Origin of the sequence: Pseudomonas sp. PA-6-3C (assembly GCF_021605825.1) — a bacterium.
Taxonomy (GTDB): domain Bacteria; phylum Pseudomonadota; class Gammaproteobacteria; order Pseudomonadales; family Pseudomonadaceae; genus Aquipseudomonas; species Aquipseudomonas edaphica.
In genome coordinates, this window is sequence record NZ_WKDV01000069.1 from 1 (window position 1) to 22,228 (window position 22,228).

The 22,228-nt window shown below is 62.7% G+C and carries 9 protein-coding genes and 1 pseudogene; 5 read left to right on the plus strand and 5 right to left on the minus strand.

What is annotated here, in order from left to right; all coding sequences use genetic code 11:
- Positions 1-73 precede the first annotated feature (73 nt).
- Positions 74-625: an RNA polymerase factor sigma-70 gene (locus tag GIW48_RS28480; RefSeq protein WP_005789991.1), complete on the minus strand. Its 552-nt coding sequence runs from the start codon at positions 623-625 to the stop codon at positions 74-76.
- Positions 626-925: 300 nt separating this feature from the next.
- On the opposite strand from GIW48_RS28480, the gene GIW48_RS28485 reads away from it, so the two are divergent.
- Together GIW48_RS28485 and GIW48_RS28490 are read left to right on the plus strand one after the other, a co-directional pair.
- A complete protein-coding gene (locus tag GIW48_RS28485; RefSeq protein ID WP_017134982.1) occupies positions 926-1,678 on the plus strand; it encodes a thioesterase II family protein in 753 nt (250 codons plus the stop codon).
- A 51-nt stretch (positions 1,679-1,729) separates the two neighbouring features.
- Positions 1,730-14,620 carry a non-ribosomal peptide synthetase gene (locus GIW48_RS28490; protein WP_236461494.1) on the plus strand — a complete coding sequence of 4,297 codons (12,891 nt, stop codon included), beginning with the start codon at positions 1,730-1,732 and terminating at the stop codon, positions 14,618-14,620.
- Positions 14,621-14,736: 116 nt separating this feature from the next.
- Here the strand turns inward: GIW48_RS28490 and GIW48_RS28495 are convergent.
- From GIW48_RS28495 to dsbD, 4 genes and pseudogenes are all read right to left on the minus strand, one after another.
- Positions 14,737-14,817 (minus strand): annotated as a pseudogene (locus GIW48_RS28495) (thiol:disulfide interchange protein DsbG); the annotation flags it as partial.
- A gap of 118 nt (positions 14,818-14,935) precedes the next feature.
- The gene (gene dsbG / locus GIW48_RS28500; RefSeq protein WP_017134984.1) at positions 14,936-15,697 is read right to left on the minus strand and encodes a thiol:disulfide interchange protein DsbG; all 762 of its coding nucleotides are present in this window, start codon (positions 15,695-15,697) and stop codon (positions 14,936-14,938) included.
- A complete protein-coding gene (locus GIW48_RS28505; RefSeq protein WP_017134985.1) occupies positions 15,673-16,524 on the minus strand; it encodes a TlpA disulfide reductase family protein in 852 nt (283 codons plus the stop codon). Before GIW48_RS28505 ends, dsbG begins: the two co-directional genes overlap by 25 nt.
- Complete coding sequence (gene dsbD / locus GIW48_RS28510) at positions 16,524-18,251, minus strand: protein-disulfide reductase DsbD (RefSeq protein ID WP_169984801.1); 1,728 nt, start codon at positions 18,249-18,251, stop codon at positions 16,524-16,526. The genes GIW48_RS28505 and dsbD overlap by 1 nt, the downstream gene beginning before the upstream one ends.
- A gap of 163 nt (positions 18,252-18,414) precedes the next feature.
- Between dsbD and GIW48_RS28515 the strand changes: the two genes are divergently transcribed.
- From GIW48_RS28515 to GIW48_RS28525, 3 genes are all read left to right on the plus strand, one after another.
- A complete protein-coding gene (locus GIW48_RS28515; RefSeq protein ID WP_017134987.1) occupies positions 18,415-19,095 on the plus strand; it encodes a response regulator in 681 nt (226 codons plus the stop codon).
- Entirely contained in the window at positions 19,095-20,417 is a 1,323-nt protein-coding gene (locus GIW48_RS28520; protein ID WP_017134988.1) for an ATP-binding protein, read from the plus strand. The genes GIW48_RS28515 and GIW48_RS28520 overlap by 1 nt, the downstream gene beginning before the upstream one ends.
- A 123-nt stretch (positions 20,418-20,540) precedes the next feature.
- Complete coding sequence (locus GIW48_RS28525; protein WP_236461491.1) at positions 20,541-21,308, plus strand: N-acetylmuramoyl-L-alanine amidase; 768 nt, start codon at positions 20,541-20,543, stop codon at positions 21,306-21,308.
- Positions 21,309-22,228 lie beyond the last annotated feature (920 nt).

The following is a 22,228-nucleotide window of genomic DNA, read 5'->3' on the forward strand; positions in this document are numbered from 1 at the left end:
GATTATCTCCGCAGGCCTGTTGTGGCCGCCTGGCTTGTTGTGGCAAGCCTGCTCGCCACATATCTCTACAGCTTCACACCCTGCGCGCAAACGTATCGCTATGGCTGCCCGACACCTTGCGGCAATGCACCAGCGCATCGCGAATCATGAAGTTCACCAGGGTTGGGGAAACGCCCAGCTCCTTGGCGATGTCCTTTTGCGGCACGCCGTGCAGGCGGTACATCTCGAACGCATAGCGGGTGCGCTGGGGCAACTCCGTCAGGGCGTCAGCGATGTTTTCCAGGGTGTTGAAGTTGATATGCGAAGTTTCCGGTGAAGCGCCGTGAATGACCACATTCAAGCCTTCCTCTTCCGTCCCCGAATATTTGAGCTCCAGGGCCTGCTTGCGGTAGTGGTCGATCGCCAGGTTGCGCACGATCTGGAACAGATAACTCAATTGAGCCTTGAACGACGAGGTGATGGTCGGCGCTGATTGCAGCCGAAAGTAGGCGTCCTGCACGACGTCTTCGGCGCGCGAGCGGCAACCGGTAATCCGGGCGGCGATCTTCACCAAAATAAGTCGATTGTCGACGAATGCCTGCAAAAGGGGTGAGTCGCACCTGCCTGTGGATACTTGTTCCGTCATGGAAATCACCTTGTCGCGAAAGAGTTAGGGGAGGGCGTCCTTGCTGAGGCCTCCTACACATCGGGCAACAAATTATGCTTAATGATAATGATTGTCAAATGAGAAGACGAACTAATCTTATGCTTTCTTGTTCGCTGTGAACTACGCCTCCCTCGCTCCCGGCGACTAATTATTTGCCCGGGCCGTCCGTTCTTCTGGGTGACAGGCCCGTTAGCCAACGGCCAAGGATCAGCACCCGCAGGAGGGCGAAATGGGTTTTTATCGTGCAGGCAGCGTTTTTCAGTTTGGAGACCGCGATCAATGAGCGTTTCCACGCGATTGCGCCTGTTCTGCCTGCCCTATTCGGGGGCCAGCGCGATGGTCTATGCACGCTGGCGCCGGGCTCTGCCTGACTGGTTGCAGGTGTGCCCGCTGGAATTGCCGGGTCGCGGCATGCGCATGGATGAGCCGTTGCAGCGCGATATCAAAACCTTGGCCGCGCAGCTTGCCGACGAGATCGGTCGTGACCTGGGCAGCCCCTATGCCTTGTTCGGCCACAGCCTGGGCGGCCTGCTGGCATTTGAACTGGCGCATGCATTGAAAGCACGCAATCTGCCTGCGCCGCTGGCGTTATTTGCTTCCGGTACCGCCGGCCCGGCGCGCCGCGATGTGAGCGAATACGCCATCGAAAAGACCGATGAACAACTGATCGCCCGCCTGCGCGAACTGCAGGGCACCGCCGAAGAGGCGCTGTGCAACCCGGAATTGATGCAGTTGATGCTGCCGATTCTGCGCGCCGACTTCCTGCTGTGCGGCAGCTTCACCTATGGCGAGCGCGCGCCACTGGGCATGCCGATCCATGTGTTTGGCGGCAAGCAGGACAGTGTGCGCGCCGACCAGTTGCTCGACTGGCAACTGGATGCCGCCAGCGGCTTCTCCCTGGATATGTTCGACGGCCACCACTTCTTCCTCGTGCAGCACGAAAGCGCGGTGCTGCGCTGCCTGCGTCGCTATGCCGACGAGCACCTGGCCCGCTGGCGCAATGATGCGGCGCGCCAACTGGCTGCCGTTTAGCACGGCCCTAATTCCCGATTTTCCCGTAAGCCGATTTCAGGCAGGAACCCCATGATGGACGCCTTCGAACTTCCCCGCACCCTGGTCCAGTCCCTTCAACACCGCGCCGCGCAGACCCCGGACCAGGTGGCCCTGCGCTTCCTGGCCGAATCCGCCGCCGACAGCGTTGTGCTCAGCTACCGCGACCTCGACCAACGCGCCCGCACCATCGCCGCCGCCTTGCAGGCCAATGCGGCATTGGGCGACCGTGCGGTGCTGTTGTTCCCCAGCGGCCCGGATTACGTCGCGGCGTTCTTTGGTTGCCTGTACGCCGGGGTCATCGCGGTGCCGGCCTATCCGCCGGAGTCGACCAAGCGCCATCATCAGGAGCGGCTGCTGTCGATCATCAGCGATGCCGAGCCGCGCCTGCTGCTGACCATCGCCAGCCTCGCCGACGGCCTGGCGCAGATCGAGGACGCGCCGCCGGTATTGAGCGTCGATACCCTGCAGAGCGCTGGCAATTGGGTCGAGCCCGCGCTGCAAGCGGACGACATCGCCTTCCTGCAATACACCTCCGGCTCCACCGCGCTACCCAAGGGCGTGCAAGTGAGCCACGGCAACCTGGTGGCCAACGAAGTGCTGATCCGTCGCGGCTTCGGCATTGATCTGCACCCGGATGATGTAATCGTCAGCTGGCTGCCGCTGTACCACGACATGGGCCTGATCGGCGGCTTGCTGCAACCGATCTTCAGTGGCGTGCCCTGTGTGTTGATGTCGCCGGCGTACTTCCTCGGCCGGCCATTGCGCTGGCTGGAAGCGATCAGCGAATACGGTGGCACCATCAGCGGCGGGCCGGATTTCGCCTATCGCCTGTGCAGTGAGCGGGTCAGTGAAACCGCGCTGGAACGCCTGGACTTGAGCAAATGGCGCGTGGCGTATTCGGGCTCCGAGCCGATCCGCCTCGACACCCTGGAACGTTTCGCCGAGAAGTTTGCCGTTTGTGGTTTCACCTCGAATAATTTCTTCGCCTCCTACGGGCTGGCCGAGGCGACGTTGTTTGTCGCCGGTGGCACCCGTGGTCAAGGCATCCCCGCGTTGCGTGTGGATGAACAGGCGCTGGCCGCCAACCGCGCTGAACCGGGGCAGGGCAGCGCGATCATGAGTTGCGGCACGAGCCAGCCGGAACACGCGGTGCTGATCGCCGATCCGCACACCCTCACCGAATTGCCCGACAACCGTGTCGGCGAACTCTGGGCCGCCGGCCCCAGCATCGCCCACGGCTACTGGCGCAACCCCGAGGCCAGTGCCAAGACCTTTGTACAACACGCGGGGCGCACCTGGCTGCGCACCGGCGACCTGGGTTTTATCCGCGAGGGCGAGGTGTACATCACCGGTCGCCTTAAAGACCTGCTGATCGTGCGCGGCCACAACCTGTATCCGCAGGACATCGAGCAGACCGTCGAGCGCGAAGTCGAGGTGGTGCGCAAAGGCCGGGTCGCGGCGTTCGCCGTGAATCACCAAGGCCTGGAAGGCATCGGCATTGCCGCAGAAGTCAGCCGCAGCGTGCAGAAAATCCTGCCGCCCGAGGCCTTGATCAAGGCGATTCGCCAGGCGGTGGCCGAGGCCTATCAAGAAGCCCCGAGCGTGGTGGTACTGCTCAACCCTGGCGCGTTGCCCAAGACTTCCAGCGGCAAGGTGCAGCGTTCGGCCTGCGCGCTTCGTCATGCCGATGGCAGCCTCGACAGCTACGGGCAGTTCCCGAATCTGCAAGCCCAGGCCAGTGATGCGCTGCTTGAATCCGAGCTGCAAAAACAGATTGCAGCGATCTGGTGCGAGCAGTTGCAGGTCGCAACCGTGGCGGCCGATGACCACTTCTTCCTGCTCGGCGGCAACTCCATCACCGCCACCCAGGTGGTCGCGCGCCTGCGTGAAAGCCTGGGCCTGGAGCTGAACCTGCGCCTGCTGTTCGAGGCGCCGACGCTTTCGGCGTTCGCCGCCCATGTGGCGCAATTGAAGCAAGACGGCGGCATTGCCCAAGGCGCGATCCAGGCCTTGTCACGCCAGGCAGACTTGCCGCAATCCCTGGCACAGAACCGCCTGTGGATCACCTGGCAACTGGACCCGCACAGCAGCGCCTACACCATCCCCGGCGCCCTGCGGTTGCGCGGCGAGCTGGACGAAGATGCGGTGCGCACGAGCTTCCAGCAGTTGATCCTGCGCCACGAAGCCCTGCGCACGCGCTTCTATGAACGCGATGGCCAAGCCTTCCAGCGCGTCGAGGCCAACACCGGTTTCGATCTGGAAGTGATCGACCTCAGCGACCTGCCAAGCGCCGAACGCGAAGCCCGCGCGCAGCAGATCCGTGAAGACGAAGCGCGCACCCAGTTCGACCTGGAAAAAGGCCCGTTGCTGTGGGTGACGCTGGTGCGCCTGGACGATGAAGATCACCAACTGCTGGTGACCTTGCATCACATCATCGCCGACGGTTGGTCGCTGAACATTCTGATCGACGAATTCTCGCGTCTGTATGCCGCCGCAACCCAAGGCCAAACCCTGGAACTGCCGCCACTGGCCCTGCAATACGCCGACTACGGCAGTTGGCAGCGTCAATGGCTGGCCGAAGGCGAAGGCCAGCGGCAATTGGCCTATTGGCAGGCGCAATTGGGTGATGAGCACCCGGCCCTGAGCCTGGCCACCGACCATCCACGCTCTGCGCAGCATTCCCACAGTGCCTCGCGCCATAGCGTGCGCTTGAACGCGACGCTCAGCGAAGCCATTCGCCAGGCCGCGCAAGCTCACGATTCCACACCGTTCATGTTGTTGCTGACGGCGTTCCAGAGCCTGCTCTACCGCTACAGCGGCCAGCGCGATATTCGTATCGGCGTGCCCAACGCCAATCGCCCACGCCAGGAAACCCAAGGCCTGATTGGCTTCTTCATCAACACCTTGGTGTTGCGCGTTGAGCTGGACGGGCGCCTGCCATTCAATCAGCTGTTGGCTGCCACGCGCCAGGCTGCGCTGGGCGCCCAGGCTCACCAGGACCTGCCCTTCGAACAACTGCTGGAAGCCTTCCCCCAGGCCCGCGAACAAGGCCTGTTCCAGGTTATGTTCAACCACCAGCAGCGCGACTTGAGCGCCTTGCGCCGCTTGCCGGGCATGCTTGCCGATGAGCTGCCATGGCACAGTCGCGAAGCCAAGTTCGACCTGCAACTGCACACTGAAGAAGACCGCAACGGGCGTTTGAGCCTGGCGTTCGACTACGCCGATGAGCTGTTCGACAGCGCGACCATCCAGCGCCTCGCCGAGCACTTCATCAACCTGCTGCACGCGGTGTGCGAGCAGCCGGAGCAAGCCATCGGCGACCTCAAGCTGATGCACACAGACGAGCAGCAGCCATGGAGCGAAGCCCCGTGTGCCCCGGCCCGGCAGTGGCTGCCCGAGCTGCTCAGCCAACAGATCTCTGACAACGCCGCACTGGTCTGGCAAGGCGGCAGCCTGACCTTCGCCCAACTGCACACCCAGGCCAACCGCCTGGCCCACTACCTGCGTGACAAGGGCGTCGGCCCGGATGTGTGCGTGGCCATCGCCGCCGAGCGTTCGCCGCAGCTGCTGATTGGCCTGTTGGCAATCATCAAGGCCGGTGGCGCCTATGTGCCGCTCGATCCGGATTACCCCGCCGACCGCCTGGCCTACATGCTCAAGGACAGCGGCGTGCACCTGCTGCTGAGCCAAACCGCACTGCTTGAACTGCTGCCGGCCACCGAGGGCGTGTGCGTGATCGCCATGGACAGCCTGCACCTGGACAGCTGGCCGACCCAGGCGCCGGGCCTGCACTTGAATGGAGACAACCTCGCCTACGTGATCTACACCTCCGGCTCCACCGGCCAGCCCAAAGGCGTGGGCAATACCCATGCGGCCCTCGCCGAGCGCTTGCAGTGGATGCAGGCCACCTATCAACTCAACGACACCGATGTGCTGATGCAAAAGGCGCCGATCAGCTTTGACGTGTCGGTGTGGGAGTGCTTCTGGCCACTGATCAGCGGCTGCCGCCTGGTGCTGGCCGGCCCTGGCGAACATCGCGATCCGCACCGCATTGCGCAGCTGGTACAAGAACACGGCGTGACCACGCTGCACTTTGTGCCGCCGCTGCTGCAGCTGTTTATCGATGAGCCGTTGGTGACTGAGTGCACCAGCCTGCGGCGTCTGTTCTCCGGCGGTGAAGCCTTGCCTGCCGAGCTGCGTAACCGCGTATTGGCGCAGCTGCCGGCGGTGCAACTGCACAACCGGTACGGCCCGACTGAAACCGCGATCAACGTGACCCACTGGCATTGCCAGGTTGCGGATGGCGAACGCTCGCCCATCGGCCGGCCGCTGGGCAATGTGATCTGCCGCGTGCTGGATGAGCAACTCAACCCATTACCGGCCGGTGTGCCGGGCGAACTGTGCATCGGCGGCATCGGCCAGGCGCGCGGCTATCTTGGCCGCGCCGGGCTGACCGCCGAGCGTTTTGTGGCTGATCCATTGGGCGCGGCAGGTACACGCCTGTACCGCACCGGTGACCGTGTGCGTTGGAGCGCAGATGGCGTGCTCGAATACCTGGGCCGCCTTGATCAGCAGGTCAAGCTGCGTGGGTTCCGTGTGGAGCCTGAAGAAATCGAAGCCCGGATGCTGGCGCTGGACGGCATCGCCCAAGCCGTGGTGCTGGTGCGTGATGCACAACTGATCGGTTACTACACCGCGCCTGCGAAGCTTACCGAGCAGGAGGTAAAAACCGCCTTGGCCGCCGAGCTGCCGGAGTACATGGTGCCCGCCTTGCTGATGCGTCTGGACGCCATGCCCCTGAGCCCCAGCGGCAAACTCGACCGCCGCGCATTACCAGAGCCTGTGTGGCAAACCCGCGAGCACATCGAGCCTGCAACGCCGTTGCAGCAGCAGATTGCCGCGATCTGGCGCGAAGTGCTGGGCTTGCCACGTATTGGCCTGCGCGACGACTTTTTCGCCCTCGGCGGCCACTCGTTGCTGGCCACGCAAATCATCTCCCGCACCCGCCAGGCCTGCGACGTCGAGTTGCCGTTGCGCAGCTTGTTCGAAGCCAGCGAGCTGGGTGCGTTTTCCGAGCAAGTGGGCGCGATCCAGGCTTCGGGCCAACGCAATCAGCAAACCGCTATCGCCCGGGTCGACCGCAGCGCGCCGGTGCCGCTGTCCTATTCCCAGCAGCGCATGTGGTTCCTCTGGCAGATGGAGCCCGACAGCCCGGCCTACAACGTCGGCGGCATGGCGCGTCTGCGCGGCGTGCTGGATGTGGGGCGTTTTGAGGCGGCGTTGCAAGCCTTGATCATGCGTCACGAAACCCTGCGCACCACCTTCCCGAGCGTCGATGGCGTGGCGTACCAAAAGGTCTCGCCGCAAACCGGCATGCGCATGGGCTGGCAGGATTTCTCCGCGCTCAATGAAACCGAGCGTCAGCAGCGCCTGCAAGATTTCGCCGATCAGGAAGCTCACACGCCGTTCAACCTGGAAACCGGGCCGCTGTTGCGGGCCTGCGTGGTCAAGGCCGGCGAGCAAGAGCACTACTTCGTGCTGACCCTGCACCATATCGTCACCGAAGGCTGGGCCATGGACATCTTCGCCCGTGAGCTCGGCGCGCTGTACGAGGCGTTTATCGACGAACGCGACTCGCCGCTGGCGCCGCTGGCGGTGCAATACCTCGACTACAGCGTGTGGCAGCGCCAGTGGCTGGAGGCTGGCGAGCGCCAACGCCAACTGGACTACTGGACTGCGCAACTGGGCTATGAGCATCCTTTGCTCGAACTGCCCGCCGACCGCCCACGGCCGCCGGTGCAAAGCCATCAGGGCGAGCTGTACCGCTTTGACCTGAGCGATGACTTGGCCGCTCGCGTGCGCGCCTTTAACGCCGAACGTGGCCTGACGTTGTTCATGACCATGACCGCCACCCTGGCGGTGCTGCTCTACCGCTACAGCGGCCAGACCGACCTGCGCATCGGCGCACCGGTGGCCAACCGCATTCGCCCGGAAAGCGAAGGGCTGATCGGCGCATTCCTCAACACCCAGGTGCTGCGTTGCCAGCTCAATGGGCAGATGAATGTGGCCGAGTTGTTCGAGCAGGTGCGCCATACCGTGATCGAAGGCCAGTCTCACCAGGACCTGCCATTCGATCATCTGGTGGAAGCCCTGCAACCATCGCGCAGCGCGGCATATAACCCGCTGTTCCAGGTGATGTGCAACGTGCAGCGCTGGGAATTCCAGCAGAGCCGCCAACTGGCGGGCATGAGCGTCGAATACCTGGTCAACGATGCGCGGGCGACCAAGTTCGACCTCAACCTGGAAGTCACCGACCTCGACCATCGGCTGGGTTGCTGCCTGACCTACAGCACCGACTTGTTCGACCAGCCGCGTATTGCGCGGATGGCCGCACATTGGCAAAACCTGTTGGAAGCGTTGATCGCCAACCCGCAACAGCGTCTGAGCGAGTTGCCCTTGCTGACGGCCACTGAGCAGCGCGCCTTGCAGAGCAGCCTGGGTATCGAAGCGGGTGAACACCGTCTGGATCAGTGCATTCACCCACTGTTCAGCCAACAAGCATTGGCGCGCCCTGATGCAGCGGCGTTGACCTTTGCCGGGGTCACGCTCAGTTATCGCGAACTGGATGAGCGCGCCAACCGCCTGGCGTGGATGCTGCGTGAGCGCGGCGTTGGCCCGCAGGTGCGGGTCGGCCTGGCGCTGCCGCGCTCGCTGGAAATGGTCATCGGCCTGCTGGCGATCCTCAAGGCCGGCGGCGCTTATGTGCCGCTGGACCCGGAATACCCGCTCGACCGCCTGCACTACATGATCGAAGACAGTGGTATCGGCCTGCTGCTCAGTGATGCGGCGATGTTCGAAGCCCTCGGTGAATTGCCGGCGACGGTCGCGTGCTGGTGCCTGGAAGATGACTTGCCGGTGTTGGCCAATTACCCTGCCGCCGAGCCGCCCTTTATCAGCCTGCCGCAACATCAGGCGTACCTGATCTACACCTCCGGCTCCACTGGAAAACCGAAAGGCGTGGTGGTGTCCCACGGCGAAATCGCCATGCATTGCCAGGCGGTGATCGAGCGCTTTGGCATGCGCGCGGATGATTGCGAGCTGCACTTCTACTCCATCAACTTCGACGCCGCCACCGAGCGTTTACTGGTGCCGTTGCTCAGCGGTGCGCAGGTGGTGTTGCGCGCTCAAGGCCAATGGGATGCCGAAGAAATCTGCGCGCTGATCCGTGCCCATGGCATCAATATCCTCGGCTTCACGCCAAGCTACGGCAGCCAATTGGCGCAATGGCTGGCGACCCGGCAACAGACTTTGCCGGTGCGCATGTGCATCACCGGCGGCGAGGCGCTGACCGGCGAACACTTGCAGCGGATTCGTGCGGTGTTCCAGCCCGAGCTATTTTTCAACGCCTATGGCCCGACCGAAACCGTGGTGATGCCGCTGGCCAGCCTGGCGCCGCACGTGTTGGAAGAAGGCGTCGCCAGCGTGCCGATCGGCAGCATCATCGGCGCTCGCGTGGCCTATATTCTCGACGCCGACCTGGCGCTGGTGCCCCAAGGCGCGACCGGAGAGCTGTATGTCGGCGGGGCCGGTCTGGCCCAGGGTTATCACGAACGTCCTGGCATGACGGCCGAGCGGTTTGTCGCCGATCCGTTTGCTGCCGATGGCGGCCGTTTGTACCGCACCGGCGACCTGGTGCGCCAACGCGCCGACGGCCTGGTGGAGTACCTGGGCCGTATCGACCATCAAGTGAAGATTCGCGGTTTCCGTATCGAACTGGGCGAAATTGAAACGCGCCTGCTGGAGCACGCAGCCGTGCGCGAAGCAGTGGTGCTGGCGCTGGATTCACCCAGTGGTAAACAGCTGGCGGCGTATCTGGTCAGCGACGCCGACCCTGCCGCCTTGCGTGATGCACTCAAGGCGCACCTCAAGGCGCAACTGCCGGACTACATGGTGCCCGCGCACCTGATCGTGCTCGACAGCATGCCGCTGACCGCCAACGGCAAGCTCGACCGCCGCGCCTTGCCGCAGCCGGATCCTGCGGCCAATCGCCAAACCTACGTGGCGCCACGCAATGAGTTGGAGCAAAGCCTGGCGGCCATTTGGTGCGCGGTGTTGAACGTGCAGCAAGTCGGCCTGGACGATAACTTCTTTGAGCTGGGCGGTGACTCGATCCTGTCGATCCAGGTAGTCAGCCGTGCGCGGCAGGCCGGGATTCATTTCAGCCCACGGGATTTGTTCCAGCACCAGACCGTGCAAACCCTGGCCGCCGTGGCTACGCGCTCCGAGCAAGTGACAGCCGAGCAGGGGCTGCTCACCGGCAGCTCGGGCCTGACGCCGATCCAGCATTGGTTCTTTGATACCGAGATCCCCAACCGTCAGCACTGGAACCAGGCATTGCTGCTCAAGCCGCTGCAATTGCTGGAGCCCCATCGCCTGGAGCAAGCACTGCTGGCGGTGCTGGAGCATCACGACGCCTTGCGCCTGAGCTTCTCCACGCGCGACGCACACTGGCATGCCGAGCACCTGGCCGTGCCCCAAGGCGGTGTGCTGATGCAGGCGCAAGTGCGCGATATGCAGGCCTGCACTGAGCTGTTCACTGACACCCAACGCAGCCTCGACCTTGAGCATGGCCCGCTGTTGCGCGCCTTGCTGGTGGACGGCCCGCAAGGCCAGCAACGCCTGCTGATTGTGATTCATCACCTGGTGGTAGACGGCGTGTCGTGGCGCGTACTGCTGGAGGACCTGCAAACGGTTTACCGCCAGTTGAGCGACGGCCAGTCCGTCAGCCTGCCCGCCAAGACCAGCGCATTGCGCGATTGGGCCGCGCGTCTGCGCGCTTATGCCGGCAGCGAATCCCTGCGCGAAGAGTTGAGCCTGTGGCAAGACCAACTGGCCGGTCCTGCGGTGGAATTGCCAGTGGCGCGTCCACAGGGTTCACTGCGCAATGGCGAGGCTGAGACCGTCAGCGTGCGCCTGGGTGCCGACCATACCCGACAGTTGCTGCAACAGGCGCCGAGCGCGTATCGCACCCAAGTCAACGACCTGCTGCTGACCGCCTTGGCCCGCGTGCTGTGCCGCTGGACGGGGCACGCCTCGACCTTGATCCAACTGGAAGGCCATGGCCGTGAAACCCTGTTCGATGAAATCGACCTGACCCGCAGCGTCGGCTGGTTCACCAGTGCTTACCCGTTGCGCCTGACACCGCAAGCCGGGCAGGGCGACTCGATCAAGGCCATCAAGGAACAACTGCGCGGCGTGCCGCACAAAGGCCTGGGTTATGGCGTGCTGCGTTACCTGGCGGACGATCAGTGCAAACAGACCATGGCCGCATTGCCAACGGCGCAGATCACCTTCAACTACCTCGGCCAGTTCGACCAGAGCTTCGGCGCCGATGCACTGTTCCACCCGCTGGATGAATCGGCGGGCCTGGCCCACGACCCGGATGCGCCGCTGCCCAACGAGCTGAGTGTCGACAGCCAGGTGTACGGCGGTGAGTTGCTGCTGCGCTGGACCTTCAGCCGTGAGCGCCATGACCCACAGACCATCCGTGAACTGGCGGATGGGTACTTGAGCGAGCTGCAAAGCCTGATCGCGCATTGCCTCAACGACGAGGCGGGTGGCCTTACGCCGTCTGACTTCCCGTTGGCGCACCTGACTCAATCGCAGCTCGACAGCCTGCCGGTGCCGGCCAACGTCATCGAAGACGTCTACCCGCTGACGCCAATGCAGGAAGGCCTGCTGCTGCACACCTTGCTGGAGCCGGGCACCGGCCTCTACTACATGCAGGACCGCTACCGCATCAACAGCGCCCTCGACCCCGAGCGTTTCGCCCAGGCCTGGCAGGCGGTGATCGCCCGGCATGAAGCCTTGCGTGCGTCGTTCTGCTGGAACGTCGGCGAGGACATGCTGCAGGTGATCCACAAGCCGGGCAGCACGCCGATTGAGTATCTGGATTGGAGCCGTGACCCCGAAGCCGAGCAGGAGCCGCGTCTGCAAGCCTTGCTCAAGGCCGAGCGCGAGGCCGGTTTTGATCTGCTCAACCAGGCGCCGTTCCACCTGCGGCTGATCCGCGTGGGCGAGGCGCGCTACTGGTTCATGATGAGCAACCACCACATCCTGATCGATGCCTGGTGCCGCTCGTTGCTGATGAATGATTTCTTCGACATCTACATGGCCCTGGGCGAGGGCCGCGATGCGCAATTGGCCACGCCGCCGCGCTACCGCGATTACATCGCCTGGCTGCAACGCCAGAACCTCAATGAAGCGCGCCAGTGGTGGCAACAGAACCTGCAAGGGTTCGAGCGCACCACGCCGATCCCGAGCGACCGGCCATTCCTGCGTGAACACGCAGGCCACAGCGGCGGCATGGTGGTAGGCGATTGCTACACCCGCCTGGATGCCCGCGACGGTGCGCAATTGCGCGAATTGGCCCAGGCCCATCAACTCACCGTCAACACCTTCGCCCAAGCGGCGTGGGCCTTGGTGCTGCGGCGTTTGAGCGGTGATCGTGACGTGCTGTTTGGCGTCACCGTCGCCGGGCGGCCGGTGGAGATGCCCGAGATGCAACGCACTGTCGGCCTGTTCATCAACAGCATCGCGCTGCGGGTGAAACTGCCGGAAGACGACCAGACTTGCAGTGTGCGTCAGTGGCTGAGCGGCTTGCTCGACAGCAATATGCAACTGCGCGAATACGAATACCTGCCGCTGGTGATTATCCAGGAACACAGCGAATTGCCTAAAGGCCAGCCGCTGTTCGACAGCCTGTTCGTGTTTGAAAACGCACCGGTGGAAGTCTCGGTGCTGGACCGTGCGCAAAGCCTGAATGCCACCTCGGACTCCGGCCGCACCCACACCAACTTCCCGCTGACGGCCGTGTGTTATCCGGGCGATGACCTCGGCTTGCACCTGTCCTACGACCAGCGTTATTTCGATGAAACCACCGTGCAAGGCATGCTGGGCGAGTTCAAACGCCTGCTGCTGGCGTTGGTGCAGGGCTTCCATGGCGACATGGCGGACTTGCCGCTGATCGGCGAGCAAGAGCGGGCGTTCCTGGTCGACGGCTGCAACCAGAGCGAGCATGACTACCCGCTGGAACGCAGCTATGTCGAGTTGTTCGAAGTGCAGGTGGCGCAACATCCGCAGCGCATCGCTGCCAGTTGCCTCGACCAGCAATGGACCTACGATGAATTGAACCGTCGCAGCAACGGCTTGGGCTACGCGCTGATCGAGGCCGGTGTCGGGCTGGATCAGCCGGTGGCGCTGCTGGCCGAGCGTAACCTGGATTTGCTCGGCATGATCATCGGCAGCTTCAAGGCTGGTGCCGGTTACCTGCCGCTGGACCCAGGCCTGCCAAGCCAGCGGCTGAGCCGCATCATCGACCTGAGCCGCACGCCGTTGCTGGTGTGCACCGAGGCGTGCCGCGAGCAGGCGATTGAATTGCTGGACGGCACCGACTGCCAGTTGCTGGTATGGGAAGAAGTGCCCGGCCGTGGCGAAAACCCAGGCATCTACAGCACGCCGGATAACCTCGCCTATGTGATCTACACCTCTGGCTCCACGGGTTTGCCCAAAGGTGTGATGGTGGAACAGCGCGGCATGCTCAATAACCAGTTGAGCAAGGTGCCGTATCTGCAACTGAGCGAGACAGATGTGATCGCGCAGACCGCTTCGCAGAGCTTCGATATTTCTGTGTGGCAGTTCCTCGCCGCGCCGCTGTTTGGCGCGCGGGTGGATATTGTGCCGAACACCATCGCCCATGACCCGCAGGGTTTGTTGGCGCACGTGCAGGCCCAAGGTATTACCGTGCTGGAGAGCGTGCCGTCACTGATCCAGGGCATGCTGACCCAGGAGCGCATGAGCCTGGATGGCTTGCGCTGGATGCTGCCGACGGGTGAAGCGATGCCGCCGGAGCTGGCGCACCAGTGGTTGCTGCGTTACCCGCAGATTGGTTTGGTCAATGCTTATGGCCCGGCGGAGTGTTCGGATGACGTGGCGTTCTTCCGTGTTGACCTGGCGTCGACCCGTGGCACGTATCTGCCGATTGGCACGCCAACCGATAACAACCGCTTGTACCTGCTTGATGGTCTGCTGGAGCTGGTGCCGCAAGGTGCGGTGGGCGAATTGTGTGTGGCAGGTACGGGCGTAGGGCGTGGTTATGTCAGCGACCCATTGCGTACCGCCCAGGTGTTTGTCCCGAACCCGTTTGGCGCGCCGGGCGAGCGGCTCTACCGCACCGGCGACCTGGCGCGTCGGCGCAGTGATGGTGTGCTGGAATATGTCGGGCGTATCGACCATCAGGTGAAGATTCGCGGTTATCGCATCGAACTGGGTGAAATCGAAGCGCGCCTGCATGAGCAGCCGGATGTGCGGGATGCGGCGGTGGGTGTGCAGGAAGGCGTCAACGGTAAGCATTTGGTGGGTTACCTGGTGGCGACGGATGCAGCGCTGAATCCAGGCGAGCGCCTGGACCGCATCAAGCAACGCCTGCGCGCGGAGCTGCCGGAATACATGGTGCCGCTGCACTGGTTATGGCTTGACCGCCTGCCGCTGAACGCCAATGGCAAGCTGGACCGCAACGCTCTGCCGGCCCTGGAGATTGGCCAGTTGCACAGCCAGGATTACCTGGCGCCACGCAACGAACTGGAAGCTACCCTGGCAGCGATTTGGGCTGAGGTGTTGAAGGTCGAAAGGGTAGGCGTGCAGGACAACTTCTTCGAGCTGGGGGGGCATTCATTGCTGGCCACGCAGATTGCTTCGCGGGTGCAGAAAACCCTGCAACGGGATGTGCCGCTGCGGGCGATGTTCGAATGCAGCACGGTGGTGGAGTTGGCCGAGTATATCGACGGCCTGGCGGCCAATGAGATCAGTGCAGAGAAGGTCGATCGGTTGAGTGATCTGATGGCGGAGTTGGAGGGTTTGTAACTGATCGTTCCCACGCTCTGCGTGGGATGCAGCCCAGGACGCTCTGCGTCCCAAAGCGTGACGCAGAGCGTCACCTGAGGCATTCCCACGCAGAGCGTAGGGAACGATCTGATGGGCTATTTAGGGCCGAGAATCTTCACCAGCTTGTCCGGCGACGGCGCGCCTTGCTGTTGCTGCAAGCCACCCTTGTCATCCAGACTGATCATTCCCACGCTCTGCGTGGGAATGCAGCCCAGGACGCTCTGCGTCCCAAAGCGTGACGCAGAGCGTCACCTGAGGCATTCCCACGCAGAGCGTAGGGAGCGATCTGATGGGCTATTTAGGCCCGAGAATCTTCACCAGCTTGTCCGGCGACGGCGCGCCTTGCTGTTGCTGCAAGCCACCCTTGTCATCCAGATAGAAAATCGCTGGCGTTGCCGACAGTTCCAGCTCTTCCATCAACTTCATGTTGGCATCGAGCTTGGCTTCGATATCCGCCGGGATCTTGTCCAGTGCCTGCAATTTGCTGCCCTTGCCGGCGGCTTCGTGTTCTTCCAGGGCTTTTTGCGGGTCTTTGGCGGCCAGCAGCGCGGCGGATTTGCCTGGGCTGTCTTCGCGAATGATGCCGACCATGATGTGGCGCAATTGCACCTTGCCGGCCTTGACCCACGGGCGTGCCTGTTCCCAGAACATGTTGCAGTACGGGCAGTTGGGGTCACTGAACAGGTAGACGGTGCGCGGCGCGTTTTTGTCGCCGTCCTGGATCCAGTTGCTGTGTTCCATCTTGGCCCAGACTTCCTTGGCCATCGGCGCGTACACCAGTTTCTCCAGTGGCGCGTTGCTCAGGTCATTGCCCTGGGCGTCGTACAGGTTGCCGGCCAGCACACTTTTGCCGTCCGCGGTCAGGTACAGCGCCATGCCACGGTTCTGGTATTGCGCGGCGTAGCCGGTGAGGCCGCTGGGCGCGTCGAACTTGCCGAGGATCTTGGCACCCTTGGCTTCGATCTGTTTGATCGGCGCCGGCCAGTCTTCGGCCTGGGCCAGTGTGGCCGCAAGCGTCAGCGGCAGCAGGGTCAGCAGGTGGCGGAGTCTTGGCATGTCGGTTTCCTTGTGGCAGCAGGGGCAGTGTCGAAGGGTTCCATGGCTCGGGCCAGGCTGGCCTGGGACAACTCGCCCAGGTGGCTGTTGATCAGACGCCCATCGGCTTGGTAGAACAGGGTAGTCGGCAAGGCCATCGAACCCACGGCCTGGCCAAGGCGGCCACTCGCATCAAACAGCACGTTGTCGAGGGTCAGGCCCTGGGTGGCGAGAAAGGTGCTGACGCTTTGCATGCTTTCGGCCTGGTTGACGAACAGGAAGGTCACGTCCGGGCGTTGGTGTTGCGCACGCTCCAGCACCGGCATTTCACGGCGGCACGGCGGGCACCAGGTGGCCCAGAGGTTGATCACCAGCGGCCCGCCTTTGTAGTCGGCCAGTTGCACCACGTCGCCATTGGCGTTGCGCAAGGTAATGTCCGGCAATTGTGCGCCCTTGTCGTAGAGGCTCAGGGACACACTGGTCAGGCCCCAGAACACCAGGCCCGTGACTACCCCGGCACTCAGCGGTGTGCGCATGGCCGGGCGGCGCCAGCCGTAGAACACGGCGCCCAGCACCAGTGCAATCACGCCGGGCCAGGGCAGGAAGCCGCCGTCGCGCAGGTCGACTATCTGCAATGGGTCGTGGCTGTAGTCGCTCCAGTACATCAGTACAAAGCTTAAACGTGCCACCAGCATGCCCAGCAAAAACAGGCTGAACAGCACCGATTCGGGGTTTTCACCGCCACGCTTGGCCACGCGCCAACCCACCAGCGTGGCGAGAATCAGCGCGCTGATCAGCAGGATGTGATTCAGGGCGATGGCGAACGTACCGATGGTCAGGGTCAGCATCAGCGCGCGTCTCGGGTTTGCGTCCAGCGTTGCAGGAAGGCGGCGGCATCCACTTCGCCGGTGATGCGTTGGGCGCGACGTTCTTCACCGTCCGGGCCGATCCACACGAAGCTCGGTGGCCCCGGCACCTTGTAGCGCCCGAGCAGCTCGCGGCTGGCGGCGTTGTCGGCGGTGACGTCCAGGCGCAACAGGCGCACGTCTTTAAGCGCGTCCATCACCTGGGGTTGGCCGAAAACTTGTTTTTCCATGATCTTGCATGACACGCACCAGTCGGCGTAGTAGTCCACCAGCACCCACTGGCCCTGGGCCTTGGCGCTGTCGAGCTGGCTTTGCAGCACGGCTGGGTCGTTGATGGTCATGAACGCATCGTGGGCGCTGGGTGCAGCGCCAACCTTGGAGCCGCTGTAAACCTTCAACGGTTGCCACAGGTCGTCACTGCCACCGGCCGCGCCGACAACCAGCAGCGCGCCCCACAGGCCCAGCACCAGCGAGCCGGCGCCGAATACCTTGGCCGCCAGCCCGTATTCGCGGGCAAGTGTCCAGCCGCAGTAAGCCATCACCAGCGCCAAGGCGCCCCACAGGCCGAGCCACAGGCTTTCGCCGACTACCGGGCGGATCATCAGCACGGCAGTGCCGAGGAACAGGAAGCCGAAGATGCCCTTGAGCACGTTCATCCAGGTGCCTGGCTTGGGCAGGAAACGGTTGCCTACGGTCACCAGCAGCAACAGCGGAATACCGATGCCGATGCCCATGGCGAACAGGATCAGGCCGCCGTGCAGCGCGTTGCCGCTCTGGGCGATATACAGCAGGGCACCCGCCAGTGGCGCGGTCATGCACGGGCCGACCAACAGGCCGGACAGCGCACCGAGAATACCGGCGCCGACCAGGCTGCCACCGCTTTGCTGGCGGCTGACGTTGTCCAGGCGATCACGCAGGAAGGTCGGCAGTTGCAGTTCAAAGAAGCCGAACATCGGCAGGGCCAGGATCACAAACAGCGCGGCGAAGCTGCCAAGGATCCACGGCGTTTGCAGGAGGGCGGCAAGGTTGCCGCCCAGCAGCGCGGCCAGTACGCCGAGCGCCGCATACACCAGCGCCATGCACACCACGTAGCTGCTGGCCAGGGCAAAGCCGCGACGGGGGCTGGCGCCGCTGCCGACCACCAAACCCGCGAGGATCGGCAGCATCGGCAGCGAGCACGGGGCAAATGCCAGCAGCAGGCCCAGGCCGAAGAACACCAGCAGGCTCCAACCCAGGCTGCGCTGTTGGAGGCCGCTGGCCAGGCTTTGGTCCTGGGCTTGTGCGGTCGCCGCAACAGCCGGGTTGCCGCCCAGGTCTACAGTGATCGATTGCGGCGGGTAGCACAGGCCGGCATCGGCGCAGCCCTGCCAACCCAGCTTGAGCTGGCCGGTGGCGCCCGCCGGGATCTTCACTTCCAGGCCCTGGCGGTACACTTGCTGTTCGCCGAAGAATTCATCGCTGTGGGCTTCGCCTTGCGGCAGCACGGGTTTTTCCGCCAGCCCGTCGAACTTCATGCGTTGCTGATAAAGGTAATAACCATCGGCAATCTGCCAATACAGCTGGGTTTCGCCGCTTTCAAGGCGCTCGGAGGTAAAGGTGAACGCTTTGCCCACCGGCAGGAAGTCGGGTTTGCTCTCGAATGGATTGCCCGGCGCGGCCTGGGCGAACCCTGCGAATAACACCAGCAGAAAGGTAAACAGATACCGCATGGTCGAGCCTTAGTTTGATGCAAGTTAGGCACACAATGTGTGGCGTTGATTAACCGATGATTAACCGGGCGCTATTCTAAACTGAGCCTGCCGGTTTTCACGGCATAATCGGCGCTTAATCCGCCCAACCTTTAATTCCCCCATCTTTCATGAAGGGTTAACCATGCACGTACTGGTCTGTGAAGACGACGAACTGATCGCCAGCGGCATCGTGGCCGGGCTTGGCGCCCAGGGCTTTACCGTCGAGCGCGTGGCCTCGGCCGCCGCCGCACGCGCGATGCTCAAGGCCGCCACGTTCGACATCATGGTGCTCGACCTCGGCCTGCCCGATGAAGACGGCCTCAAATTGTTGCAACAACAGCGCAGCCAGGGCCTGGAAATCCCGGTGCTGATCCTTACCGCGCGCGATTCAGTCACCAACCGTGTCGACGGCCTGCAAGCCGGTGCCGACGACTACCTGCTCAAACCCTTCGACCTGCGTGAACTTGCCGCACGCCTGCAAACCCTGTTGCGCCGCGTGGCGGGGCGCCGGGTCAACCTGATCGAACATGGCCAACTGGCCTACGACCCCAGCAGCCGCGAGACCTTCCTGGCCGGCCAGCCGGTCGACCTGTCGCGCCGCGAGCAAGCCTTGTTGCAAGCCCTGTTGCATAACAAGGGCCGTGTGCTGTCCAGCGAACAGCTTAAAGACAGCGTCTACGGCTTCAACGACGAACTGGAAAGCAACGCTCTCAACGTGCACATCCACCACCTGCGGCGCAAATTGGGCAACGGCATCGTCGAAACCGTGCGCGGCCTCGGTTATCGCCTGGGCACGGCGGATGGGGGAGAGGACGCGTCGTGATGAGTTTGCGCCTGCGCCTGACGTTCAAGTTGGGCGCCGCTTTTGTGCTGATCTGGATTCTGGCAGCCGCCTGGATGCTCAACGATCTGCGCAACCAGATGATGTTTTCCCTCGACCAGCGTCTGGTGGCATCGGCGCGCATGGTGGCCGGGCTGACCGAGCAGATGCCGGGCCTGGCCAGTGTGAGCGGCGCGCCTACGCATTTGCGCACTGAACAACTGAACGTGCCAGGCGGCATGGCCTGCCAGGTCAGCTCCCTGCGCGGGGAAATCCTGGCGCGCAGCCACATGACCCCGGATGAAGGCCTGGAGTCGCGCAAAAGTGGCTTTCGCGACCAGATTATCGACGGTGTGGGCTGGCGCAGCTTCACGTTGTCCCGTGGCGACCTGCTGATCACCACCGCTGACCGCCAGGTGGAGCGTGAGGCGCTGAACCTGTCGATCCTGCTGGCGGCCTCGGTGCCGGTGGGCGTAGCCCTCCTGGGCTGCCTGTGCCTGTTGTGGCTGGGCATCGGCCAAAGCCTGTTGCCACTTAACCGCATGCGCGATGCCCTGATGCGCCGCAGTGCCGACTCCCTCGAACCGCTGCAGATTCACCCACTGCCCAGCGAGTTGAAGCCGCTGCTCGACACCCAGAACCAGCTGTTGCAGCGCATTGCCAAGACCATCGAGCGCGAGCGCCGCCTCACCGGCGATGCCGCCCACGAACTGCGCAGCCCGTTGACGGCGATCAAGACCCACCTGCAAGTGGCCCGCATGACCGACGGCGCCGCCCGCGACCAGTCCCTGGCCCACGCCGAAGAGGGCGCCGACCGCTTGCATCGCACCCTGGAGCAATTGCTGCTGCTGGCGCGGGTCGAGGGCAGCTTGTCGTTTGACGATGGCTTGCAATCAAGTGCCGAACAAGTGGCGCGGCTGGCGATTCAGGATGCCAATGCCGGCGATAACCGCCGCATCGACCTGATCCTGGCGGACAACCTCACGCAAGCGCCGGTGGAAATGCCGGTGGCCCTGGCGGTAGCGGCCTTGCGTAACCTGTTGGATAACGCGCTGCGCCATACGCCGGGTGACACTCGCGTTGAGCTGAGCGTGTTCACCAGCGCCGACACCGTGGTATTTCGCGTGCGCGACCATGGCAAGCAGATTTCTGCCGAAGACTTGCAATACCTGACCCAACGTTTCTGGCGCAATGGCAGCAGCGAGGGTTGTGGCTTGGGCCTGGCGATCGTGCAGGCCATCGTGCAGCGCTGCTCCTGCTCGCTGAAATTCGACAGCCAACCGGATGGCCTGCGGGTCGATCTGGGGATGCCGTTGCGACGCTGAGGACTTTTCTTCAAGCACTGAATAATTACCGCCAGCCTGACATTGATCCCTTCAGGATGGCGGTAATTTTTTTGCGTTTGAACGGGCTGAATGACTCAGCCTGTATTGAAAAGGACGGTTCTTATGTTGGTGATCGACAGCAGTTTCCCCGCTAAAGATTTTAATCAACGCAATGGCGAGGCTGTGCGGCAGGTGATCCTGCATTACACCGCGGCGCCCTTTGCGTCGTCTTTGCGTACCCTGACACAAGGTGGCGTCAGCGCTCACTATTTGCTTCCTGACCCTGATGAGCGCAGCTATGGCGCTGCCGGTTATGACGAACTGCGGGTGTTTCGCCTGGTGGACGAGGACAAACGGGCCTGGCATGCCGGGGTTAGCCATTGGGGCGGGCTGGATAACCTCAACAGCCGTGCGATCGGCATCGAGATCGTCAATTTGGCGCGCGATGATGCCGGGGTCTTTACCTTCCCCGAATATGGCCGGGAGCAGGTTGATACGTTGATCGCGTTGGTTCGCGACATGCTTGGGCGTTATCCGCAGGTGGGGCCTCTGGATGTGCTCGGGCATTCGGATGTGGCGTATTGGCGCAAGAGTGATCCGGGGCCTCGGTTGCCTTGGCGGTACTTGTTCGAGGCCGGGATCGGCGCCTGGTTTGATGAGACTACGCGCAGGATGTACCAGCGACGGTTTTGTCTTGGGTTGCCGCCGGAAGTAGAGGTGGAGCGGGCATTTCAGCGGTGCGGGTATAAACCGGCCTGGAACCGGCAGGCGTTTGAATGGAGGACGCGGGCGTTTCAGATGCACTTTCGGCCGCGCGATTATTGCGGGGTGCTGGATGGGGAGACGTGTGCGATTTTGTATGCGTTGAATGATCGCTATCGAGGGATTTGAGTGGTTGTTTGGTGGGGTACATATCCGTTGCTGCGGTAACGGCCGCTTATGGTTCCGCTCTTACAGCGGGTCACTTTTGGCAAACGCCCCAAAAGTAACCAAAAGGTCTTCGCCCCACCACTCGGCACCTCGCTAATGCTCGGTGTGCCCTCACTCCGGCTTGAATCCGTGGGCCGCCGCGATGGGCCATCCTTGGCCCAGCGCGGCTAACCCGGCGTCCTGCCGGGTTACCCACGGATTCAAGCCTGCGTTCGGCCATCGTGGTTAACGGGGCGTCTCAGATCAAAAGCAAGATCAAGATCAAGATCAAGATCTACAGCACGGCGGCCTGAAAGCCGACCTGAGTGGTTGAAGCAAGAGCCAGATCAAGTGCAAGGCAAAAGCCTATCTACCTGATGCCGCGGGGTCTAAATGTGGGAGCGCATGCAGTTTTGAATATGAGATCGACTGCGGATTTGCATGCACTGAAGAGCTGCTTTTCTGTGGGAGCTGGCTTGCCTGCGATGCAGACACCTCGGTATATCAGGCACACAGAGTTGATGCCATCGCAGGCAAGCCAGCTCCCACCTTTGACCGAGTATGGCTCTGCTGTTGCTGTTGCTCCGGCTCTTACATTCTTTTCGATGACGAAGTCAGCAGTCTTTTGATCTGCGCTTTTGATCTTGATCTGAAATCGCCCCCCAAATCACTGACGGATTGCGGGCATGCCGAGCCATAGCGAGGCACCGAGTGTTGGGGCGAGGACTTTTTGCTTACTTTTTGCTGGGCCGGCATTCCGGTCCCTCAAAAAGTGAGCCGCTGTAAGAGCCATGCCTTTCAAGGTCTTGGTTTAAAATCCCCTAATCAATTCAGTCAGGACGACGAAGCTATGTGGGAAAAGGTTTTAGAACGGTTTGAAAAACAAGCACCAGCCAGTGTCA